Origin of the sequence: Paenibacillus sp. OK003 (genome assembly GCF_900109515.1) — a bacterium.
GTDB lineage: Bacteria > Bacillota > Bacilli > Paenibacillales > Paenibacillaceae > Paenibacillus > Paenibacillus marchantiae.
In genome coordinates, this window is record NZ_FOBD01000004.1 from 346,257 (window position 1) to 370,377 (window position 24,121).

The 24,121-nt window shown below is 47.1% G+C and carries 18 protein-coding genes; 13 read left to right on the forward strand and 5 right to left on the reverse strand.

What is annotated here, in order from left to right:
- Positions 1–78 precede the first annotated feature (78 nt).
- Positions 79–885, forward strand: a complete 807-nt coding sequence (locus BMW94_RS08515; protein WP_090996962.1) for an alpha/beta fold hydrolase — start codon at positions 79–81, stop codon at positions 883–885.
- Positions 886–910: 25 nt separating this feature from the next.
- A complete protein-coding gene (locus BMW94_RS08520; protein WP_090996965.1) occupies positions 911–1,894 on the forward strand; it encodes a sensor domain-containing diguanylate cyclase in 984 nt (327 codons plus the stop codon).
- A 78-nt stretch (positions 1,895–1,972) separates the two neighbouring features.
- Here BMW94_RS08520 and BMW94_RS08525 read toward each other — a convergent pair whose 3' ends face one another.
- Positions 1,973–2,461, reverse strand: a complete 489-nt coding sequence (locus BMW94_RS08525; protein ID WP_175480627.1) for a hypothetical protein — start codon at positions 2,459–2,461, stop codon at positions 1,973–1,975.
- A gap of 127 nt (positions 2,462–2,588) precedes the next feature.
- Between BMW94_RS08525 and BMW94_RS08530 the strand changes: the two genes are divergently transcribed.
- Both BMW94_RS08530 and BMW94_RS08535 read left to right on the forward strand, forming a co-directional pair.
- On the forward strand, positions 2,589–3,245 hold the full coding sequence (locus tag BMW94_RS08530) for a DUF2625 family protein (RefSeq protein ID WP_090996968.1): 657 nt from the start codon (positions 2,589–2,591) through the stop codon (positions 3,243–3,245).
- A 42-nt stretch (positions 3,246–3,287) separates the two neighbouring features.
- The gene (locus BMW94_RS08535) at positions 3,288–3,743 is read left to right on the forward strand and encodes an SMI1/KNR4 family protein (protein WP_090997116.1); all 456 of its coding nucleotides are present in this window, start codon (positions 3,288–3,290) and stop codon (positions 3,741–3,743) included.
- Positions 3,744–3,861: 118 nt separating this feature from the next.
- Here BMW94_RS08535 and BMW94_RS08540 read toward each other — a convergent pair whose 3' ends face one another.
- Both BMW94_RS08540 and BMW94_RS08545 read right to left on the reverse strand, forming a co-directional pair.
- A complete protein-coding gene (locus BMW94_RS08540) occupies positions 3,862–5,205 on the reverse strand; it encodes an MFS transporter (RefSeq protein ID WP_090996970.1) in 1,344 nt (447 codons plus the stop codon).
- Between the two features lie 154 nt (positions 5,206–5,359).
- The gene (locus BMW94_RS08545; protein WP_090996973.1) at positions 5,360–8,011 is read right to left on the reverse strand and encodes a cation-translocating P-type ATPase; all 2,652 of its coding nucleotides are present in this window, start codon (positions 8,009–8,011) and stop codon (positions 5,360–5,362) included.
- Positions 8,012–8,275: 264 nt separating this feature from the next.
- Here BMW94_RS08545 and BMW94_RS08550 point away from each other — a divergent pair, with 264 nt between their 5' ends.
- The 3 genes from BMW94_RS08550 to BMW94_RS08560 all read left to right on the forward strand — a co-directional run bounded on the left by BMW94_RS08550 (position 8,276) and on the right by BMW94_RS08560 (position 12,016).
- Positions 8,276–9,889: a helix-turn-helix domain-containing protein gene (locus BMW94_RS08550; protein ID WP_090996977.1), complete on the forward strand. Its 1,614-nt coding sequence runs from the start codon at positions 8,276–8,278 to the stop codon at positions 9,887–9,889.
- 114 nt (positions 9,890–10,003) lie between these two features.
- Positions 10,004–10,978 (forward strand): ABC transporter substrate-binding protein, encoded by a 975-nt coding sequence (locus tag BMW94_RS08555; protein ID WP_090996980.1) that lies wholly within the window; start codon positions 10,004–10,006, stop codon positions 10,976–10,978.
- Positions 10,979–12,016 (forward strand): NAD(P)/FAD-dependent oxidoreductase, encoded by a 1,038-nt coding sequence (locus BMW94_RS08560; protein WP_090996983.1) that lies wholly within the window; start codon positions 10,979–10,981, stop codon positions 12,014–12,016.
- Positions 12,017–12,319: 303 nt separating this feature from the next.
- Here the strand turns inward: BMW94_RS08560 and BMW94_RS08565 are convergent, their stop codons facing one another.
- A complete protein-coding gene (locus tag BMW94_RS08565; RefSeq protein WP_090996986.1) occupies positions 12,320–13,090 on the reverse strand; it encodes an isoprenyl transferase in 771 nt (256 codons plus the stop codon).
- Between the two features lie 282 nt (positions 13,091–13,372).
- Between BMW94_RS08565 and BMW94_RS08570 the strand changes: the two genes are divergently transcribed.
- From BMW94_RS08570 to BMW94_RS08580, 3 genes are all read left to right on the forward strand, one after another.
- Positions 13,373–13,915: a CueP family metal-binding protein gene (locus BMW94_RS08570; protein WP_090996989.1), complete on the forward strand. Its 543-nt coding sequence runs from the start codon at positions 13,373–13,375 to the stop codon at positions 13,913–13,915.
- A 231-nt stretch (positions 13,916–14,146) separates the two neighbouring features.
- Complete coding sequence (locus tag BMW94_RS08575) at positions 14,147–15,142, forward strand: ABC transporter substrate-binding protein (RefSeq protein ID WP_090996991.1); 996 nt, start codon at positions 14,147–14,149, stop codon at positions 15,140–15,142.
- Positions 15,139–17,187, forward strand: a complete 2,049-nt coding sequence (locus BMW94_RS08580; protein ID WP_090996994.1) for an iron ABC transporter permease — start codon at positions 15,139–15,141, stop codon at positions 17,185–17,187. The genes BMW94_RS08575 and BMW94_RS08580 overlap by 4 nt, the downstream gene beginning before the upstream one ends.
- Positions 17,188–17,318: 131 nt before the next feature.
- Here the strand turns inward: BMW94_RS08580 and BMW94_RS08585 are convergent, their stop codons facing one another.
- Positions 17,319–18,503, reverse strand: coding sequence for an aminotransferase class I/II-fold pyridoxal phosphate-dependent enzyme (locus BMW94_RS08585; RefSeq protein WP_090996999.1), 1,185 nt, complete (start codon positions 18,501–18,503; stop codon positions 17,319–17,321).
- Positions 18,504–19,017: 514 nt separating this feature from the next.
- Between BMW94_RS08585 and BMW94_RS08595 the strand changes: the two genes are divergently transcribed.
- The 3 genes from BMW94_RS08595 to BMW94_RS08605 all read left to right on the forward strand — a co-directional run bounded on the left by BMW94_RS08595 (position 19,018) and on the right by BMW94_RS08605 (position 23,656).
- Complete coding sequence (locus BMW94_RS08595; protein ID WP_090997005.1) at positions 19,018–20,925, forward strand: carbohydrate-binding protein; 1,908 nt, start codon at positions 19,018–19,020, stop codon at positions 20,923–20,925.
- 78 nt (positions 20,926–21,003) lie between these two features.
- Positions 21,004–23,067: a beta-xylosidase family glycoside hydrolase gene (locus BMW94_RS08600; protein ID WP_090997008.1), complete on the forward strand. Its 2,064-nt coding sequence runs from the start codon at positions 21,004–21,006 to the stop codon at positions 23,065–23,067.
- 283 nt (positions 23,068–23,350) lie between these two features.
- Positions 23,351–23,656, forward strand: a complete 306-nt coding sequence (locus BMW94_RS08605) for a hypothetical protein (RefSeq protein ID WP_090997011.1) — start codon at positions 23,351–23,353, stop codon at positions 23,654–23,656.
- The last annotated feature ends 465 nt before the right edge of the window (positions 23,657–24,121 follow it).

The following is a 24,121-nucleotide window of genomic DNA, read 5'->3' on the forward strand; positions in this document are numbered from 1 at the left end:
ATCCATATCCCAGCATTTTCCGATATAATAACCAGATGGATCAAAGCAAAAAGATACTACCTCAGAGAGGTGATTTGGATGACGATTGACGTCCTCGTGCGTAACAATGTGAAAGTGCTGGGAGCAGGCAGCCAAACGATTATGTTTGCACATGGGTTTGGATGTGATCAGGATATGTGGCGCTATATTGTTCCGAGTTTTACGGAGAACTACCGGGTTGTTTTATTTGATTATGTAGGCTCGGGTGAATCCCAAATTAACTATTATGATGCAGACAAATACAGCAATCTTCAAGGATATGCCCAGGATGTGCTGGAGATTATGGAAGCGCTCGACTTGAGAGAAACTATATTTGTAGGGCATTCTGTCAGCAGTATGATTGGCATGCTCGCTTCCATTCATGAACCTAAATACTTCAAGCAAATTGTCATGCTAGGGCCCTCCCCGCGTTATGTTAATGATCTCCCGAATTATTACGGTGGTTTCGACCGACGCGACATTGATGAGTTGCTGGAGATGATGCAGATGAATTTTATCGGGTGGGCCAGCTATCTTGCACCGATTGTTATGCAGAATCCGGAACGGAAAGATCTGACGGAAGAGTTGGAAAAAAGCTTCTGTTCGAGAGATCCTCATATTGCGAGACAATTTGCAGAAGTGACGTTTTTATCCGACTGTCGTGTCGATCTGGATCAGGCTTCGGTACCAACATTAATTTTGCAGTGCTCCGATGATAGCATTGCTCCGGTTGAAGTAGGAAATTACCTGCATGCTCATCTGAAAAACAGCAGGCTTCAGCAGATGACAGCCAAGGGACATTACCCGCATCTCAGTCAACCGGAAGAAACGATCCGATTAATCAAAGATTATTTAACGATTGCATAAAACTCGGAAGAAAGGCAGTTCATCCATGGATATACAATTAGATATGGCACCCTGTGGATACTTCTCCATTTCTGACTCGGGCATCATAAAAACGGTTAATCAAACCCTGCTGACCATGCTGGGGTATGAACGCAATGAGCTGTTGGGACGGCATATCGAGTCCACCATGTCAGTGACCAACAAGCTGTTTTTTCATACGTATTTCTCCCCCTACATTCAGTTATATGGACATGTGGACGAGATGTACTTTACGTTCCGCACCAGCGATCAGAAGGATGTTCCGGTTATGCTTAACGGGATTCGCCAGACTCGAAATGGAGAAAGTGTAATCGACTGTGTCGTGGTTGTCATGCGCAAACGAATTGAGCATGAGAAGGATATTATGAATACCAAAACGAAGCTGCAAGAGTTGTATCAAGCTACAAATGAGGCGAACAAGGAGCTTGAACGACTGCACGAAGAATATAAGGTGAAGCAGCAGGCGCTAATCAAAGTAAATGATCAGTTGGAGACGATGGCTTCGACGGATCTGCTTACCGGACTCAAGAACCGCAGGTTTTTTCAGGATAAAATGCTTGAAAGCCTGACACTCTTCCGGGAAACTCAGTGTGTATTCTCCCTTCTCGTCGTTGATATTGATCATTTCAAGAGTATTAACGATACGTATGGACATCCGATTGGAGATTTGGTGCTGGGCAATCTGGCAGGCCTGCTGCAATCGGTGTCACGGAGCACGGACGTGGTGGCGCGTTATGGGGGAGAGGAATTTGTCATTATTCTTGCAGATTGTGATCGAGAGCAAGCTGTGATTACAGCGGAGAGATATCGTTCACAGGTCGCCTCTGCCGATTGGGGCGAGTATAACATTACAGTGAGCATTGGTGCGGCTACGGCTTCGCAGGAAGATACAGATCAGTCTTTGTTTCAAAAAGCGGACAATGCGCTCTATGCCTCCAAAACGGGTGGTCGAAATCGGGTAACTCATGCGGCAGCGCTTGTAAGAAATTAAGGGCTGGGTTAATTAGTTAAACAGGAAAGCATTAAGGAGCCTGCATCATACGGGAAATGCCCCTATGCGCAAGCTCTTTTATTTTGTGTGAGCGAGGACAAGCTGACTTGAATGGGATGTTCTTCTTCGGTATTCATTATCGCGGTGCAAGATAGCCGTATCCTTCGGCGAAAGAACCAGTTCGACTTCAATCAAACCCTCTATGCCGCGTACCGACAGACCTTCACCATCAATGATGGCTTTCTCTTGAGGATAGCTGGAAAACAGGGTTGGATTACCCGAGGAATTACCGCTGCGAGTGATTTTGACCTTTTGGTGATAGACACCTTCCCGCAAATAAACGGTGCTTCCCGGGGTAGCATGGTCGGCAGCATGCTGCAACGTTTCCCAGGGAGATTGAAGGGTTCCTTTGTTCAAATCGTTTCCTTGTGGTGATATGTAATACATCTTCTGGGTATCCGGAACCTGTACAGTCTCGGGAGAATGGACGGGTGAAGCCTCATCCTTCTGACAACCGGTTGCGAACAGGATTAGGGCCAGGAGTGCAATTGTAGCTATAAGATACAAGATGATTCCTCCTTCATAAATAGCTATGAAGTTCAATTATAGCAGATTTGAAGGGTGAAATAAGGCGTGATATGCTCATAAAAACAATCATGTGTGGGGGAATAGCAGCCGGAAGGGAGCAATGATCATGCATCAATTATCCATAAGCGAATTAGTGGATCGGGAACATCACGCTTGGGGGGAGCTCAAGGAGCTGTTGGACCATGGACAAAATAAATACACTTATGTTCCTGCACAGCGGGAGGCCGGAGAGGATGCGCTCTATCACCTCCAAGTAAGCACCAAATCCTATTTGGGAGCCGTTGCTTATGAGACAGAGGGAATGGTGTTGGATGATGGCTGGATTACGTTACTTGGATCGGGTGGTGATTGCATCTTTGGGAGTCTGACCCGTTGGAATGGTAAGGGAGACAAGCCGTGTGTGCCAGCACTGGAAGGCATGATGGTCGTCGCCTACGATGCGGCGGGTGGATTTTTTGGAATGGATATGGGCAAGTATGGCCGTACGGGACATGTATACTATTTTGCACCTGACACGCTGGAATGGGAATCGACAGAACTGGCTTATTCAGGCTTCATCAACTGGTTGGCCAACGGTGATCTGGAGCAGTACTATCAGACCTTTCGTTGGAAGGGGTGGCAGAACGACGTGGGACAGCTTCAGACAGGACAAGTATTTGCGTATTATCCACCGCTTTGGACGGAGGAGGGCGGCGGCGAGAGCAGCAGCAAATCTCCTGTAGCGGTGGAGGAAGCCTGGAAAGCAGCATTGGGTGGAAAATGATGTGCGATGACAGGGCTGTATAGGAGGGAGCGTGTGAATAATATGCAGATCGATAACATTCAGAAGCATTACGGCATTGTGTTTCCGCACGAATATCTGGAGTTTCAACAGCAGGCCGACGGTCAAGCATTTGATATGATTGAAAATGGAGAGGTCGTCGATTGGGGAATTCGCTTCTCTGCTCTCGATGATCAGTTCATTGCGAATAACATCAATCTGGTAGACGACGTGAATCCCGATCCACGCCGGATTATTCCAATTGCTTGGAGTGTCAGCAGCGGCAACAACTATTTATTGGATTACCGAACGAATTCAGAATCTCCTGCCGTACTGGTTATGGATCATGAAGAGGCGATGGTGCGCGAAGATGCTGAGTGTGAATCAGAGACACCGGAGGAAGCCCAGCAACTGCTGGAGGAAAATGTACGAGAGATCGCTTCCAATTTCAATGCATTCATAGCTTGTTTAAAAGCCAGACCGAGTGATCCAGTGGAGTGATTCACCGTTTGAATATCCCCGCGAACGACAAAAGGCTCGCGCTATGCGCGGGCCTTTTACTCAAACGAATACATGCATGTTTTGATTGAATGATATAGAATACATCCTTGTTTCCAACCTATCCAGTCTCAGTCATCGTAACCGTAGAAGTTGATCGTGCAGCTCTGTTATGCCAGACCACGATGACAAGCGAGGCCAGACAGACCAAGAGCAGACATCCATATACAACATGATAGGCTTCCTCTACCGGAACACCCGGAATGCCGTGCAGCATCAGCCCGCAGACAGCGACGGATACCGAACCGCCAAAAAACTGGATCAACTGTAACAAGCCCATACCGGAACCGATTTGCGCTTTGGGCAGCACCCGAGACGCTTCGTTATTCAGCGAAGCTATGGAAGCCGAGAGTGCCGGGGAGAAGAAGAGATATCCGCCGGTGATGATCAGGGCAGACTGATTCAGTCCCAGCATGAACAGAGCAAGCACTGCGGCAAGCAAAATATGCCCGATCATCAGAAAACGTATATTGCCATAACGATCGATCCAGCGACCTACAAAACGGGTACAGAATGCCGAGACGATGGCTCCAGGGGCAATCAGCAAACCAATAGCCAGCGACGAACGTCCGAACAGATCAGCGAGTACTAGCGGCATCAGGAACAAATTGCCCAGATTTACGACCAGAACACAGAAGCCGATGATCAGCAGCCGGGTAAACCCGGGTGTTCGGAATACATGTGGATTCACAAAAGGAAGGCTCGCCCTGCGAATATACACGATGTGCACAACAAGTGAAATGACACCGATGGTCAGCCATAACCATGACTGCTGAGTGATGGCAACCAGAAGGGTGGTTGCATTAATCACGGTTAATGCTGCACCGATCATATCAAAAGGATTCTCCGGTTTGGCCGTTTCACGCGGGAGAAAATAGAGCAGTACGGGCAGCGCAAGCAGGACAAGCACCGTAATAGCGAAAAGTCCATTCCAGCCCCAGTACTCACTAATGAGTCCGCCGACAATGGGACCAAGCCCAAACGCCATGGCACTTCCTGATGAGATCAGTGCGATGGCAGCTCCGCGTCGTTCCACTGGGATATAACGGCTCGCGATGACAAGTCCAAGCCCGGCCATGACCCCTGCACCCGCAGATTGCAAAATGCGTGTCAGCAAAAGGATCGCAAAGCTGTGCGCAAATAATCCGAGTAATGAAGATAAGCCTAAGATCAGCAAGCCCACCGTCAGCAGTTTGCGTACCGGAATACGGTCAGACAATCGACTGTAAATCACCGTCGACAAGGCATAACCAATCGAGTAGCTTGAGATGACCCAGGACCCCAGGTCCGATGTAATCTGAAGATCATGAATAATAACGGGTAAAGAGACGTTAAACATGGTGGTATTCATCACAACGATGAACAGGCAGCAAGTCCAGAGAGGCATTACAATTTTATCTTTCACGTAACCATTCCTGTCTATGAATTCAATAAACCATTTTACGCTCAATCTATGTATATGGCAATAATGTCATACGAATTCACTGGGTGGTTAAACAAAAACGGCGTCCTGACCCAGGACGTCGTTTTTGCACATGAGCATTTTCATCTGTTTATTTTTAGGACGCAGCAGCTGGTGTGCCACGATTGCGAATCCACTTGATAACATCCATCAGAATGACCGCGGTAAGAGCGAGTCCTCCTGCGATGAAGAACTCATTCCAGCCAAAGGCTGCCGGGATGGCGAAGATGCTGCGAACCCCTGGAATCAGCGTGATTCCATACAGGCAGAGACAAACCAGGATGGAGCCGAGAACATATTTGTTAGTGGTGAAGCCGACCTGGAAAATCGTCTGTGTGTTGGAGCGAGCTGCAAAAGTTTGCAGACTCCGTGCCAGAATCAGGGTTGTGAAGGCCATCGCCACACTCATTTCCTCTGAGATCCCAAGTCCAATATATTGGGACACGATGACAGCCACCCCGATCAGAACACCACGTGTGATAACAGCCTGCAACGTTCCGCCGGCAAAGATGCCTTCGTTGATATCCCGCGGTTTGCGCCGCATGACATCCGGTTCAGCTTTTTCCGTACCCAGTGCAATAGCTGGCAGGGAATCATTCACCAGATTGATGAAGAGCAGCTGTAGGGCCGTAAATGGATTTACCCAACCGACTACTAGTGCAAACAAAATGGCGATAATCGCCCCAAGATTTCCTGCAAACAGATACGCAATGGCTTTTTTGATATTATCGAATACCATCCGCCCGACACTGACTGCATTCACGATGGAGACAAAGTTATCATCCGTCAAAATCATGGCTGCCGCATCTTTCGCGACATCCGTCCCGCTGCCCATCGCTACGCCGATGTCTGCCTGTTTCAGTGCAGGGGCGTCGTTGACACCATCTCCGGTCATGGCTGCAATCTTGCCTTTGCGCTGCCATGCACGCACGATGCGGATTTTATTTTCAGGAGATACACGTGCATACACCGAGATATGTTCGAGCTGCTGATCCAGTTCTTCATCCGACAGTTTGTCCAGTTCTGCTCCGGTGAGGGCCAGGTCGTCCGGACCTGCAAGTCCGATATCGATACCGATCGCTTGGGCTGTTGTTTTGTGGTCGCCCGTAATCATGATGGTGCGAATGCCTGCCTTCTTGGACTCTTCGATGGAACCATATACCGCTTCACGAGGTGGATCGATCATAGCTGTCAGACCAACAAGCGTTAGATCATGTTCGTCCTCTACCGTGACCTGATTTTTGTCATCAAACTTTTTGTAGGCGTAGGCCAGCACACGGAAGGCACGTTTGGAGAACGCTTCGTTCTTCTCTTCAAATTGCGTGCGAATCTCAGGTGTCAATGGCTGAACTTCTCCGTTCATAAACACATGACTACAGCGACTGAACAGCACATCCGGGCCACCTTTGGTCAGCAAAGCCGTCTGTCCTTCAAATGTGTGCACTGTACTCATTAATTTCCGATCCGAGTCAAAAGGAAGCTCGGCTTCACGTGGAAACTGGTCACGAATTTCATTGTAATCCTTGTTCACCCGGTTGCTGAAGGCAATGAGCGCCACCTCGGTTGGGTCACCAAGTTCCTTGCCTTCCTGGTTAATATTCGAATCATTGCAGAGTACTGCAATATGTAACAAGCGCCGTTCCTCTGCAGACCACTGTTTGGGATCATCGGGGAATTGGTCTTTCGTGCCATGGGGAATGTAATAGTCCACCACGGTCATTTTGTTTTGAGTAAGCGTTCCTGTTTTGTCGGTACAGATAATGCTGGCAGAACCCAAAGCTTCCACGGCAGGAAGACGTCTGATGATGGCGTGCTGCTTGGCCATTTTGTTCGTTCCCAGAGACAATACAATCGTTACAATGGAGGAAAGGGCTTCTGGAATGGCTGCGACAGCGACGGCAACTGCGAACATGAGGGCATTCACAATGGATGGCCCGATATTTTCCGTTCCTTCAGTTAGCCAGACACGTCCTGCTTCGATGGCAAAAATCAAGATCGACAAGCCCAGGATAAAGAAGCCCAGCTTCTTGCTAAACGATTCCAATTTGCGTTGCAGCGGGGTTTCCTTCGCTTCTGCATTTTCAATCAATTCGGCAATCTTGCCGATTTCCGTTTTCAGCGCTGTACCCGTAATGACGAGCGTACCCCGACCATATACCACCAGTGATCCACTGAATGCCATATTGCGACGGTCACCGATCGGAGCTTCTTCCGGGATGGCATCTGCGTGTTTCTCGGCTGCTTCGGATTCTCCTGTTAGCATGCCTTCGTTGATTCGTAAGCTGCCTGATTCTAAAATGCGGCCGTCTGCAGGGACATAGTCCCCTGCATCCAGCAAGACAATATCGCCGGGAACAAGTTCCCGCGCGGGGATCGTTTTTTTCTGCCCGTCACGAATGATTTTGGCTTCGGGAGCAGACATTTGCCGGAGTGCATCCAGAGAACTTTCGGCCTTTTTGGTCTGTACAACGCTGATTACCGCATTTAACAGAATGACGAGAAAAATGATTAGTGATTCGATCAGGTGTCCGAGGACGATCTGAACAGCGGCTGCGATCAGCAGTACGATCACCATGGGATCTTTAAAATTTTCAATAAATAGCCTCCAAATGGGGGTTGCAGCTTTTCCTTTTATCTCGTTATAGCCTTCCGTCTCCAGTCTCTTCGCAGCCTCAGAGGTTGTGAGCCCATTAGTGGAACTCTGAACGTCTTGAAGTGTCTCCTCTGCACTGTGTCTGTAATATTGCAAATGACCAGCTCCTTGGATCATAGATTTCAGATATTAGATTTCTTTGTGTATATAACCTTGCAGGCGCCTAAGAATCAGTGAAACTTTATCAATTTGATGAACTCCATAGGTAGAATCTCCGCGTCTGGCGAATCTCATTCGTTTTGTAAGCTAATTCGAATAGGATATATCCGATTTGAGTTTTGCATCATTACGGTGAAATGCATTCCATTATACAATGTAAGAAACGGAATGAATCTAAACCCATTAAGAAAGGATAACAAAATGCCCAATAACTTAGAGTGGATGGCTCAATGGAAATCAACTAAGCCACTGACAGACCCATGGATGACTGGGGGCAAGCTGCATCACTTTTCAAGTCATGCCTTACTACTTATTCTCGACGGGAAAGCGATCTGGAATATTAATGGTCAGAGGGTCCAGGTAGCTTATGGAGAGTTAATTGCTGTGCAAGAAAACTCTGTGATTGAAGTGATTGAGGGTGGTAATCTGGATCTGGCCGGATGGCTTGTTCAGTTCGATACATACGCGATGTTCCCTGACCGGAATGAAGTGGAGAAATATGAATGGCATGTACCGTCAGGAGACACGTATCAAAAAGTAGAATTAACCGGTGGCACACTGGTGAGTCTTAGCCAACATTGGAATGAAGAGGGTTCTCCTGATCCCAATGCCATCCGGGTTAGAAATCAGCATCTGGTGTATGAACTGCTGCAACATGTATACCGTGAGTTGATGGAAGAGGAGCCGACAGTTGAACAAGGCGTTCTTCGTTCTGTGGATTACATGCAGCAGCATTATGAACAGGTTATCACACGAAAGCAATTGGCTGAGATCGCAGGCATCAGTCCCTGGCATTATTCCCGCAAATTCAGTGAGCGTTATGGAAAGCCGCCTCTGGATTATCTGGCTCATTATCGAATCTATCGTGCTCAAGAGGAGCTGTTGTTAACAACGGCAACATCTCAGGACATTGCGAAGAAGACCGGATTCGAGGATGCTCATTATTTCAGTCGTCGTTTCAAACAGTTAACGGGTGTGTCCCCGAGAAATTATGCACAAACGTTTCCCCAGCGTAAAATCGTATGTCTTTCCCCGCTTTGTGCGGAAGTATTGATTCACTTGGGGATTAATCCACATGCCGTTGTGGTAACTCCCTTGCTTTTGCCTGAACATCAACATGATCTATTTGAAATGTATCAGGTGAAGATGCTGGAAGTGTCGCAATATGAGCTGGATGTGGAACAGATTCGGCAAGTTCAGCCCGAATGGATTGTGGGAAATTTTTGCACAGAAGAGATCAAGCAAAGGCTGCGCACAATTGCACCCATCATAACTGGTTTAAATAACGATGTGGAGACTCTGCTCTATCAACTGGCTGGTTTGTTTCACCGAGAAGATACAGCCCATAAACTTCATATGCAGATGAAAATGGAAGTAAGCACAGCACAGCAGCAACTGCAGCATTTTGTCCAATCTTCCTCTACCGTGATGGTGCTGAGGGTAGAACCGTTTGGTTATCGATATTTGGGTGGTCATTCTAATGGGGTATCCCATTTACTGTACGAACAGCTCCGTTTAACTCTGCCACAGCCGCTGCAAGCAGGGGAGGCGTGGTTTAATCCTTGCTCACTCGACTTGTTGGCCAAAGCCAATCCCGATTACCTGTTTGTGGAGCAACGAGTCATGCAGCACTTTAGTGCTGAAGAAAATATGAAGAAGTTAGTGGAGAGCTTCCAATGGAATGACTTGAAGGCTGTAAAAAACAACAGGGTATTTTTCGTGGATACTCGCCTGTGGGTGGATGGCCGTGGAATTATGGGACACCAAATGATTTTGAATGAAATAGTGAATAGTCTGGTCAGCAATGTATGGTAGAGCACAATAATCCAACTGAATACGCACCATCTCCTATGGAAGGAACGCTTCCTATTTGCTAGTATTTGATAATAATTATCATTATCAATATATTGCATAAGGGGCGAGTAGATCATGTCACGAAGGTTTAAGGGTTTTGGAGTGGTGCTGTTGGCACTAAGTTTGGTGCTCTCCGCCTGTTCCGGTTCTTCTGATAAAGAAGTGGAAGGTTCAGCAAAAACGACAGAGAAAAATGAGACGAAGGTTGTTCGGGATCAGTTTGGAGAGGTGACGATTCCTACGAATCCTCAAAATATGCTTGTACTGGACTCCATCTATGCCGAGTACTTGATTGAGATGGGCGTTACACCGCAGATGGTTATATTTGTTCCGGAGATTGAACCGGAATATCGTGCGTCGTATTTTGAGGAACACGGGGTCCAAATGATTGAAGCGGAACAATATCAATATAATTATGAACAATTGCTGACGTTGTCACCAGATATGATTGTTAGCGCGGGCGAAGGTATGGAACAAGGCGTATATGATGAACTATCCAAGATTGCTCCAACGGTGGCTCTGGATTCCAACAGTGAAATGCAGATTGCCATGCCGAAGCTGGCTGCTATCTTTGACAAGACAGAGGAATCTGCCAAAGTGCTGGCTAAATTTGATGAGAAGGCGAAGCAAGCACAGGAGAAAATCGCTCAGGCCATCGGCGACAAAACCGTACTGGTTCTTCGAGTGGAGCACAATCGTTACCGTTTCATGGGTCCCAAAGGAGGAAGCAGCAGTGTCTTTTTCTATGAAACCTTGGGTCTGAACAGCCCTGAAGTCATCAAAGACTCTACCGACTGGTTTAGCCAGTTTTCCCTGGAATTTTTGCCGGAAATGAACCCGGATTATATTTTTCTAGAGGACAGGACGCTAAAAGGCTATGATACGAAGGAATCCATGGATAATCTGAAAGAAAGCAAAGTGTGGGCGAGTCTGAATGCAGTGAAAGACAATCATGTCTTTCCGCTGAAAACGAGTGATTTTGTAACAGGTGTAGGTCCGATTGGGTCGGCCAAGTTGTTGGATTATGTCGTTGGAAAGTTGGTGCCCTAGATGAATACTGGAGCGGAGCAGCAATTGGACATTTACGATATAACGATCGTTGGTGGCGGACCTGCGGGAATGTATGCTGCATTTTACAGCGGGATGAGAGCCATGCGTACCAAAATCATTGAAGCCAAAGAGGAATTGGGCGGATTTATGCGCACGTACCCGGAGAAACTGGTCTGGGATGTAGGTGGAGTTGATCCGATTCGTTGTGAGAAATTGATCGATTCCCTGGAAAGACAGGCAAGAACCTTCGATCCAACCATTGTATTCGGCCAGGAAATTGCTCAGATGGAACGACGCGATGATCAAGTGTTTGTACTCACCTCAAAGACAGGGGAACGTCATTACACGCGTACGATCTTGTTATGTGCAGGCAGAGGCATGACCCAGGTTCAGAAGCTGGATATTGAAGGTGCGAATCGGTATGAGCTGACGAACCTGCACTATACCATTACAGATCTGTCCAGATTCAAGGATAAGCGTGTGCTGATCTCTGGAGGCGGGGATTCAGCAATAGATTGGGCGAATGAGATGGAGGGATTGGCGCAGGAGGTCATCGTGGTGCACAGACGACAGGATTTTACAGCACATGAGCTGCCTGTTGCCCAGATGAAAGCTTTTGCCCAAGTCCTAACCCCTTACAGCATCTCTCGCTTATATGGTACAGGAGATAAAATAGGCCGAGTTGAACTCGCCCACGTAGACAATGGGGAAGTCCTGCCGATTGAAGTGGATGAAGTGGTTGTAAGTCATGGATACGATCGTGATTTTGGTAACCTGGTCCATTGGGGATTGGAACGTGAAGATTACGGTATCTCGGTTGATCCGCGAATGTGCACAAGTCAGCCGGGGATATTCGGAGCAGGTGATTTCATTACCTATGGAAGCAAAGTCCGTCTGATTGCTGGTGCATTTAATGATGCCGTACTCGCAGTAAACAGCGCCAAGCTCTATCTGGAGCCGACCGCTTCCGATATGGCAGGGGTGTCGTCCCATAACGCAAGGTTCTTTGAGAAAAACAAAGCTATTTCTACCCTGTAGATCAGCATGTGTAGAACGTGAAGTAATAGTAAGAAGTCCGACCCGTGTTGAGAATAATTTCTCGAACATGTGTCGGGCTTTTTTCAGTGATTAATTTGAATCAAGATGTTTCCCTCGCACCAGACACCATGCCGATAAAATTTTGCAATCATTGGGTTTGAGAGATTATGTAGCTTCGGAGATTGTACAACAAACCCATGGCGTGTTATATGATGATTATGTGTGGATTCGATTTTCTAATGAGGAGTTGATCTGTGCCGATGTCCATCCCCGTTTTGCAGGTGAATATAATAAAAAGTTGAATTACTGCGTTACATCGTCTAATGCCCTTTGCTTGCGCTGCTGATAATCCAGAATGGATTCGTATAACAATTGTTCGTTGAAATCCGGCCACATCACGTCCGTAAACCAGAGCTCTGAATAAGCGGCTTGCCATAATAGAAAATTGCTTAACCGTTTCTCCCCACTGGTTCGGATCAGCAGATCGGGTGCAGGATTGAGTCCGGTATACAAAAACTTTTCGAATTCCGCCTCTGAGATTTCCGAGGTTTCTTTGTTTTCTTCATTGTTTTCTACAATGTACGTTTTGATCGCTTGTACAATATCGTTTTTACCCCCATAATTCATCGCAAAATACACAGCCATCCCGCTGTTCGTTTGGGTTAGTTCCACCACTTTGCGCATCGCTTCCTGTGTTTCGTCTGGGAATTTTGAGATATCTCCAATAAAATGAACTTTGATATTATTCTGATTCAGTTCCTGAACGGTTGTATCCTGTACAAATTCGACCACCAGACTAATGATGTAGTCGACCTCTTCCTTGGGCCTTTTCCAGTTTTCCGTAGAAAAGGCGTACAGCGTGAGAGAGGCAATCCCGTTTTTATGGCACATGCTTATCGTTTCCCGCATCGTCTGCATTCCTGCATAGTGTCCGGCACTTCGAGGCAGCCCTTTTCTTGTCGCCCATCTTCCATTTCCATCCATCATAATGGCGATATGCTTCGGGACCAATCCGTTCCAGTCGATGGAATGTATGGTATTAGGTTTTTCTTTATGTACACGGTGCCACTTCAATGATAATTCCTCCTGCTCCTCAAGCTAGAATAAGTTAGACACGTATAATGAATTCAATTGCTCAAAATGATTTCCAGAATTTATAATTATTATATAGGATTGCATAGGGATAAGCCATGATATTTTTACTACATCTATATCGTGCAAAACATGAGTTGACCGTCGTATTCCGGGATTTTTTATATCAAAACCTTTACATTCCAGCTGTATGTGTTTATTCACTTAAATGTTGGTGTATTTTCCCTTATAATGAAATAAGAAGGATAAGGAGATGAGGACTTAATGAAAAAAACCATTTGGATTATTGCCAGTTTTGTTGCTGTGATTGTACTGGGAACGGTCCTGATTGCAAACCTTGTGGGGAAGGAAGAAGCAGGTAACGCGGAAGCACCCAATATTAAGAAATTAGTAGAAGACATCAGTACAGGCAAGGAGAAACCGGAATCGGCCTCCATTAATGCCACACAGTTAATCGTCACGGATAAAGGTAACCAAACCACAACCTACGACTTGCCTGAAAAGGAGTTTTTCCTTTCCATTGCACCCTATGTGGATCAGACTCATCCTTGTGCAATTCATAGCTTGACCGGATGTCAGGGCGAAATGAAGAATAAGAAGTTCATTGTGACGATCCATGACTCCGAAGGGAATACGCTCATGAAGGATGCTGAGATGAAGGCCGGCTCCAACGGTTTTATGGATTTTTGGTTAGCCAGAGATAAGTCATACCTCATTCGTGTGGTGCATGATGGGAAGGTTGCAGAGACACAGCTATCTACATATGAAGAAGATAATACGTGCATCACAACGATGCAGTTGAGTTAAAACGTTGTACACTGCATTCTATCATTATTTCAAAACACTCCATGTGACCCAGGCCCGCCTTGAATGCGGGTTCTTTCATTTTTTTCTGTTAATGCTGTGACAGGGAAGATATTGCAAATGAAAAATAATCACTTTTTTGAATTGACAAAATGGCAATCCTACGGGATAATCCATTAGTGATAATGATAATTGTTATCATATAAATACATATAAATAGGGGAGAAGTAGGATATGAAAAAAAGCTTAAACGGATTTATACTGCTGACGGTTTTGGCGCTTGCTCTGACAGGCTGCGGTAAGGCCAACAGCACAACAGATACAAATGAAAATGTTTCTTCCGGCAGCACACCGACTGAAGAGACAGCAGGTCCTGTTACAGTTAAGCATAGTGGTGGAGAGCTCAAACTGGACAAACCGGCTAAGAGAGTTGTTACGCTGGAATGGACATATACGGAAGATGTAGTTGCACTGGGTGTTCAGCCAGTAGGTAGTGCAGACAACGCCAACTATAAAGTCTATGTGACTCCCGAAGCAGCTCTGGATGACACGGTAACGGATGTGGGAACACGTGACGAGCCCAATCTGGAGGCGATTGCAGCTTTGAAGCCGGATCTGATTATCGCGAATTCGAATTCGAACATCTATGATCAGCTCAATGCCATTGCACCAACGCTTGAATATGATCTGTATGCAGGTGATGGATATACTTATGACAAAATGACGGAAACGTTCAATAATATCGCGGTTGCTCTTGGAAAAGAAGACCAAGCGAAGAAGGTACTTGATGAACTCGATCAGCATTATACAGAAGCCAAAGATAAACTTGCTGCTGCGGACAAATCGGAATTTCATTATGTTCTGACACAAGCATTTACGTATCAAAATGCAGCAAGTCTTCGCATGTTTACCGATAACGCTGTCGTAATTGGCACGTTGGCGAAGGTTGGACTGGTTAACGACTGGAAGCCTGACAAGATTGAAGGATATGGCTTCTCAACGGTGGGTATCGAATCCCTGCCTGCTGTTCAGGACAGCAACTTCATCTACATCACACAACCGGATGATGACGTTTTTGGCACAGCAATGAAAGACAATTCAGTATGGAAAGGTCTGAATTTTGTCAAAGATAAACGCACTTATCAACTGGATAGCACAACATGGACGTTTGGTGGACCTATCTCGTCCAAAGTTCTGGTTGATGGGGTTGTCGGGGCGATTACCCAATGAGTTCGGTCCAACATTCCCGACCAGTGTTTAACTGGCGCACATTAAGCATTTATGGGGGCGGTCTAACCGCTCTCATCGTGCTTTTTTTTGTAAGCCTGTGTTATGGAGAAGCTTCAATTCCACTCCATACGGTTGTGGATTCACTTATGGGCCGACAGGACACACTGGAACATAATATGATCTGGGATCTGCGCATGCCACGTACGGTAATCGGTATACTCGCCGGAGGGGCACTTGCTGTTGCCGGTTCGTTGTTACAGACGATTACACGCAATCCACTCGCGGCGTCGGACACACTCGGCATCAATGCGGGGGCCTATTTTGTCGTGGTGTTGGGAACGATTTTTTTTCCAGGTTTGATGCAGCAATCGCCTTTCCTTTTCGCCGTACTCGGCGGATTACTGGCAGCTGCCGCAGCCTACTTCATGGGCGGGGGGAGAACGTCAAGTCCGGTGCGACTTGCGCTGTCCGGCATGATTGTATCGATGGTGCTAGGTTCTTTTACAAGCGCGCTGCATATTTTCTTCTCTCAGGAAACGCAGGCATTATTTCTATGGGGCTCCGGAACGCTTGTTCAGAATGACTGGAGCGGTGTAATTTACGCATGGCCTTGGGTCATTGGAATTACAATCGTTGCGCTGGTTTTGTCCCGGCAGTGGGATATGTTGGAACTGGATGAATCAACTGCTTCCTCACTTGGGCAGAAAGTAGGCATGGCCCGTGCTACTGGGTTGATTATTGCTGTGTTGCTGGCTGCGATCATTGTCAGTGTGATTGGGCCAATTGGCTTTGTGGGTTTGGTGGCTCCTCATCTGGTTCGATTAAGTGGAATTCGTTCCAACCGATGGTTACTGCCTGGTGTTTTCTTGTGGGGTGCAGCACTGTTGGTCGGTGCAGACGTACTTGCCAAGATGGTTCATAACTCCAGTCTGGAGCTGCCGACAGGGGCCGTGATGGCGATCATTGGTGCACCATGGCTGATCTGGCTTGTACTTACACGCATGAAGGCTGCAAATGGATCAGGCATGTCTACCTCAATGAGTACAGGAGCACGTTCGCGTCGCTGGGCATTCGGCCCTATCGCTATTATCTTTACGGTACTAACGTTAGCATTGGTTCTCCTTAGTACGATGTTTGGTGGGATGCGCATTCCAATGGCCGATCTTCTGCCAAGCCTGTTTCAATCCGATGGGCTATACTCGGCCATTGTGCAGCTTCGCATTCCGCGTACTCTTGTCGCCGCAGGTGCAGGTGCTGCGCTGGCGATCAGCGGTGTGCTTATTCAGATGGCCGTTCGCAACCCGCTGGCTGACGCGTCCATTGTAGGCGTGTCGTCAGGAGCAGGCTTGGGTGCCATGATGGTCATTATCCTGTGGCCTGGTCTTCCGGTGTTCTTGCTGCCCATAGCGGCAATTGTTGGCGCAGGAATCACTGCAGCAATTGTATTCTCCCTGTCCTGGAAGAAGGGTCTCAATCCTTCTGCAGTTGTATTGCTGGGTATCGCCATGTCTGCGATTGCAGGCGCAGGCATTCAGGTTCTCATCGTTCGCGGGGCTGTATACGGCAGTAGCGGCTTTATCTGGCTGACAGGCAGTACCTATGCACGCACGTGGGATCAAGTGAAGATCATTGGAGTGTTTCTGTTGATTTTGATCCCGCTTGCGTGGTGGCTGGCACGAAGATTCGAATTGTTGGTATTCGACGATAATAGTGCTTCAGGTCTTGGCTTGAATGTTCGTCGAACGCGTCTGCTCGCTATGACTGTTGGTGTTCTGCTTGCCGCAGGTGCTGTGGCCTGTGTGGGAACGGTTGGTTTTATCGGGCTAATCGCTCCACATATGGTCCGCCTGTTGACGGGAAACAAATTAAGACGGTCGATGTTTCTGTCGGCTTTGGTCGGTGCAGTGATGCTGGTACTGGCGGATACGATCGGAAGGACCGTTATGGCACCAACCGAGATTCCTTCCGGGTTGTTGATAGCGATCATTGGAACGCCGTATTTCCTCTATTTAATGTACCGCTCCAACTGGCGCAAATCGGCCTAAACATTCGATCCTAAATAAAATATCCCCTCTGGTTTTCAGTGTTGAGTTTATGTAGACATGTTCTCTTTTCTCACTGCTTACCTTGAGGGGATATTTTCTTATGAGAGCTTTGAGAGCTTTTTTTGTTCGTGTTATGAATTAGTTGTTTTTTCTCTTAGCATTCCACTGTCATCTACCGCTAGGATGGCTTGCTGCAACGTCTCTTTATCCTGAACCAAAGCAAGTCTCACATATCCTTCACCCGAAGGGCCGAAGGCACTTCCTGGCGTTACGATTACACCCGCTTGTGTAACCAAATCCATGGCAAACTGTTCTGAGGTATCGTAGTGGTCTGGAATCCGACTCCAGATGAACATGGTGGCTTCGGGTTTGGCGATATGCCAACCGAGGTTGGTGAATCCTTCGCACAGAACATCTCTGCGCTCCTCGTAGATATCTCTGACTCGCTCAACTTCACTCTGATCCCCTGTGATTGCAGCAATGGCTGCCTTCTGAATCGGAAGAAACATGCCGTAATCCATGTTGGATTTCAGCTTTTTAAGCACAGATACCACATCCGGGTTCCCCACACAAAAGCCGATCCGTGCCCCGGCCAATCCATAGGTTTTGGATAACGAGTTGAATTCAATACCAACATCCATCGCGCCGGGATAAGCTAGGAAACTTCCGCACGTTTTCCCATCGAACACCAGCTCGCTGTATGCATTGTCATGGAGAACGATAATGTCATACTTCTTGGCAAACTCAATCAGATCCAGATAGAACTGGTCGGGTGCCATCGCTGTTGTCGGATTGTTCGGATAGGATACAAGCATGAATTTTGCTTTGCGCGCAACAGCTTCGGGAATGTCCTGAAGTTGAATAACATATCCGTTTTCTTCTTTTTGGGGCATATAATACAGCTCGGCTCCTGCCAGTAGAGGTCCATCAGCAAAGACCGGATAACAAGGATCGGGTACAAGGACCAGATCTCCTTCATCAACAATCGCCAACGAAATGTGGGCAAGGCCTTCCTGTGATCCAAGCAAGGAGCAAATTTGGGTTTTCGGGTTCAGTTCAACATGGTAACGCCGCTTGTACCATTCACTGACTGCCTGTAGCAATTCGCTCTGATCATTCACAGCATATGTATAGTTTGAAGCATCTGCTGCTGCCTCGCATAAAGCCGTCATGATATGTTGGGCAGGGGGAATATTGGGTGTGCCTACACTTAAATCGATGACAGGTTCTCCGTTCTCCAGCCGCTGCCTCTTGATTTCCAGCAAACGCGTAAATATCCCTTCACTGAAGTGTTCCATACGTTTAGCAAACTTCATGATCACACAGCCTCCATAACTGATTCACTCTTTCTATTCTCACTATTTCTATCATAAATGGAGAAAGGTCAAATGAGAAGAGAGGCAGACGATCTTCATGGAGCGCAGTTCCAAACGTTGAAGATACCGCTTAAAAAATAGTTGTATTTTGAATAAAGTATGTTATGATATCTCTAATTAAAGGATTATTTTCTATATATAGAAAATAATTACATTATAATTGCGTTCTGCTTCAACTCCGCAACAAACGTTTTTAATTTCATCATATTGAAAGCGTTTGCATTAGACAACCGGAGTAATTATATAACTTGCTCTTATTTCAGTCTCCAGTCTTCAGTTTTATTCAAGGGTTGATGTCTGAGCCATGGAGAACCTTGCAAAACAGGTTGAGAGAGGCTCGGCTTAAACCATACATGCTAACGTTTTTCCAGGAGGCACTTTGCAAGAAGGGAGGTGAGTGGTCAAGGATTTACGTCTTTAACAAAAACTCAATTTCAAATTGGAGGGAAAATGAATGATTCGAAAAGGGTTGATATGTTTGATGGCATTTGTTCTGATATTTAGTGGTTTGCCTATGGGGTTCACCCATGCTGCCAATCAGCCTCTCGCAAAGATTCCTGGAAACGCTAACCCGCTCATGGATCATAAATTGGGAGCCGATCCTTATGTGCTGGTGCACAACGGCAGAGTTTACGTTTACATGTCAAGTGATTCATATGTTTACAACAGTAATGGTACGGTAAAAGAAAATGACTTCAGCATGCTGAACAAAGTTCATGTCATATCCTCTGCCGACATGGTGAACTGGACAGATCACGGGGCCATTCCGGTGGCAGGCAGCAATAATGCCAATAACGGGCAAGGCATTGCCAAGTGGGCCTGGGGCTCCTGGGCTCCCGCAGTTGCCAAAAAAAGCATAGCAGGAAAGGACAAGTTCTTTCTTTATTTTGCGAACAGTGCATCAGGCATTGGTGTATTAACGGCGGATTCACCAATTGGACCTTGGAGCGATCCGCTGGGCAAGGCATTGGTCACACTTAGTACGCCTGGCATGTCAGGCGTGACATGGCTTTTTGACCCGGCAGTGCTGGTTGATGATGATGGTACAGGATACCTGTATGTAGGTGGGGGCATACCGAATACTTCCGATCCGGCCTCGATTGCGAACCCCAAAACGGCACGTGTGCTTAGGCTGGGAGACAATATGACCAGTGTCGTTGGCAGTGCGGTCACCATTGATGCGCCTTATTTGTTCGAGGATTCGGGCATTCATAAGTACAACGGTAAATATTATTACTCGTACTGCATTAACTTTTCGGGCACACACCCGGCTGCCTATCCGGCAGGAGAGATTGGTTACATGGTAAGTGACAGTCCTATGGGTCCGTTTACGTACAAAGGTCATTTTTTGAAAAATCCGTATGCCTTCTTCGGTGTTGGCGGGAACAATCACCACGCTGTATTTAATTTCAACAACCAGTGGTACACCGTCTACCATGCACAAACGGTGAGCAAAGCTCAGTTGGGCGATGGGAAAGGATACCGTTCGCCGCATATCAACAAGCTGGTGCATAATGCGGATGGCACGATCCAGGAGGTGCAGGGCAACCTGGCAGGCATCTCGCAGACAGCCAATCTGAATCCGTACACCAGGGTGGAGGCCGAGACAATCGGATGGCAAGCCGGAATCACAACCGAGGCGACTCAGGCTATCGGTGGGCCGTTCAATAACCAGAATGTCACGAACATCCATAATGGCGACTGGATTGCCGTGGGTAACGTGGACTTTGGTTCTGCAGGCGCAAGCACATTTAAAGCTAATGTAGCTTCCACGGTGGGCGGCAAAATCGAAATTCGTCTCGACAGCGCAACAGGTCCACTTGTGGGTACACTTAATGTGAATCCAACCGGCGGTGCACAGAATTGGAGCGAAATTCAAACGAGTGTTAGTAATGCTACAGGGGTACACCGCTTGTATCTGGTGTTCACTGGCACAGGCAGCGGCAATCTGTTTAATCTGGATTACTGGCAGTTTGGCAACAACACATCCAGTAATCCGGTCACCAAGGTTGAAGCCGAAAGTATGACCATTAGTGGTCCGTATGCGGGAACGATCAGTTCCCCCTTCAACGGGGTAGCCTTATATGCTAATCAGGATGCTGTGGCGTATAATCAATACTTTGGCAACCCAACTCATCAATTCTCAGTTCGTGGAGCTTCCAATAATAGCAGTACAGCGAGAGTGGATCTGGTCATTGGCGGCGTAACACATGGTTCGTTTTATTTCACCGGAACGGCGCCAACGGTTCAAACCCTGCCCAACATTACACATGCAACGGGTAACCAGGAGGTCAAGCTGATCGTGACCACGGACAACGGGACCTGGGATGCGTATGTGGATTATATCGAATATTCCCTGTGATCACTTATTATAGGATCTGTAATTCCAGTGATTGGCATATGTTTCAATGATTCTGTGAATGATCAGGAGGCTATGCGAATGTGGAAAAGGATAGGCATGTTGCTGCTGATTCTGCCGCTGCTTGTGATATCGATTCCAGTTGGTCCCGTATCGGCGGCTGCGACGTTTAGCAATCCGGTGATCCATGCCGATGTTCCGGATAGCGACGTGATCCGGGTAGGCAATGTGTATTATATGACGAGTACTACCATGCATATGAACCCGGGTGTGCCCATCATGAAATCATACGATCTTGTGAATTGGGAGATTGTGAATTATGTATATGATACGTATGCAAACACCGACTCCCATAATCTGAACAATGGTCAGAATGAATATGGAAGAGGCTCCTGGGCGAGCAGTCTGAGATATAACAACGGTGTCTATTACGTTGCCTTTAGCTCGCTCTCTACGGGCAAAACCTATATCTATAAGACGGGCAATATTGAGACAGGGCCATGGACAATATCCACATTGGGCAGTTATTATCACGATGCTTCGCTGCTTTTTGACAACGGACGGGCATTTCTGGTCCATGGTACTGACAATATCAGCATCGTTGAGCTTAATGCGGAGGCAACGGCAGTCAAGGCGGGCGGTCTGAATCAGGTTCTAATTACCAACGCCAGCAATGTGGCCGGTTCGAATTTCATTGTGAAGGCTGAAGGTGCTCATATTCAGAAGATCAACGGGAAGTATTATGTGTTTCTGATCGCTTGGCCTACAGGGGATAGTCGTGTCCAGATTACCTATCGTGCGGATAGCTTGACCGGGCCGTATACAGGCCGCGTTGTACTAAGGGATTCAGGCATTGCGCAGGGAGGCATTGTCGATACAGCCACGGGTTCCTGGTATGCTCTGCTGTTCAGAGACAGTGGTGCTGTTGGGCGTATTCCTTATCTCGTTCCGGTAACATGGTCGGACAACTGGCCTGTCTTTGGCGTGAATGGCAAGGTTCCGCTGACGATGAATGTTCCGGTGGAGGGGTACCCCGCGAAAAAGATTTATGGCTCAGATGAATTTAACGCTGGAACAGGCACCGGCTCAGTGCAACAGTTATTAGTCAACAGCGGTTTCGAAGATGCCAGCCTAAGTCCGTGGACCAGTAACAATACGGCAACGATTGCGGCTACCTCTTCAGAGTTTTTTGGCGGCTCCAAAAGCCTGCTGGTCAGTAGCAGACAACAAACGGCCGCGGGTGTGAAACAAGTGATTACGGGCAAGGTTACGCAGGGCGGCGTGTATACATTTTCGGCCAAAGTGAAATACACAACCGGACCCGCAACCAAAACGTTCAACTTTAGCATCCAGAATGGCCCGAGCTACACAGGCATTTCCATTATGGGCAGTGCGACACTGACCAAGGGACAGTGGGGAACAATCCAGGGAACGTACACGGTTCCGGCTAATGCGGACCTGTCGCAGACCTTCGTATTTCTTGAGACGCCGTACAGCTCGAATCCGGACCCTGCCAATGATCTGATGGATTTCTATGTAGACGATGTTTCATTCAATACGACTGCTGCGACTGGAGGAACAAGCACAGGTCTTGCGAAATTCTGGCAGTGGAATCACAATCCTGATCCGGCCAACTGGTCGCTGACACAGCGCTCCGGCTTCATGAGACTCACAACGGGTAAAGTAAGTCCCAGCCTTCTGGAGGCCAGAAACACACTGACCCAAAGAACGTTCGGACCGAAAAGCACAGGCACGGTGGCGATGGAGACAGCAGGCATGAAGGATGGCGATTATGCCGGGCTTGCCGCTTTTCAAGCGAGGTACGGCTTCGTGAGCGTGAAGTTGTCGGGGAATGCCAAATCCATCGTCATGGCTAATGCCAGCTCGGGAACGATGACCGAGGTGGCCAGTGTGCCGTTGAACCAGAACAGGGTGTACTTCCGGGTGATGTGCGATTTCACCAATCAAACGGACAAAGCCTACTTTGCGTATAGTCTGGACGGCACGAACTGGACAACCATCGGAAACACGCTGCAGATGTCTTATACGCTGCCGCACTTTATGGGCTATCGTTTTGCTTTGTTCAATTATGCGACCAAGTCCACGGGAGGCTTTGTCGATTTCGATTACTTCCGTGTAGAGTAGATGAAGCATGAGGCACCTTCTTGAAAATGCTGAACCCTCGCATGAAGCTATGCGGGGGTTTTGCTTCATTTTATGTTGAAAAAATGTTGTTTTTTAGTGTACCTGTTATTCGTGGTTTTAATTACCCTTAGCGCATGCGAGCAGACTAATACTAGTACCAACGAAGATAAACCTACTGTAGCTGTGGGAGATATTCATGCGAAGGATACAAACACAGAAATTTCGCCGAGCACGAGAGGAGGTTTATCAAAAAATGCCTCCGATTTTGTAGCTGAAGACAAAAGTGAGCTATCTGCTGTGGACTTTGAAACGGCTTATCCAAATGTGTGCGCAAGCTCTATCTGAGTATTATAAGGCGATTTGGAACGGCACGGACATTGATTTGGATACCTACATTGACAATGAAAATCTTAAGCAATATACGCACAATAAAATTACATCTCAATATGGTTTGTTTCTCAAAAACAAGCTTACTTATAACCAGGTGACGGGCGTTGATATTGGTGTTGAAAAAGTAGAGTATGTTGAAGGAGATAAGCGTTTTTTCTACTTTAAATTGGATGCTCATGTTAAAAAGGAATGTGGGTAACTTTGCTGAACCTACTGAATTTCTTGTACAAAATTTGAATGGAAAGTTAGTTATTGTTGATTGGTATACTGGTGCAAAGGATAGCTATGATTCCACTGTACGTGGAGAAAAGGAGAATATCGACAACCCTGATATCTGGAATAATAAGGAATGGGTAAAACAATAACGGAATGACAGCAATGAGCTCTGATTAGCAGTCAGCAGTTCCTGAAGAACAGCGAATCCCTTCGATGGCTCATGTGCAACTGTCCAAAATTTGATTGTAGTAAGATGGGACTGTGTCAAAAGGAATTTCCCTCCCCAAAGCGCTAACGAATGTACCGCATCTTAAAAGGCATACAATCAAGGAATGGAAATTTTAACGAATCTCACTAACGTTATTCTGTAAGAAAATGGCGGTGACAGCCTGAAAATTGACCCAATCGACGAAATAACGTCGCTGTGATTCGTTATACGTCAGACCTG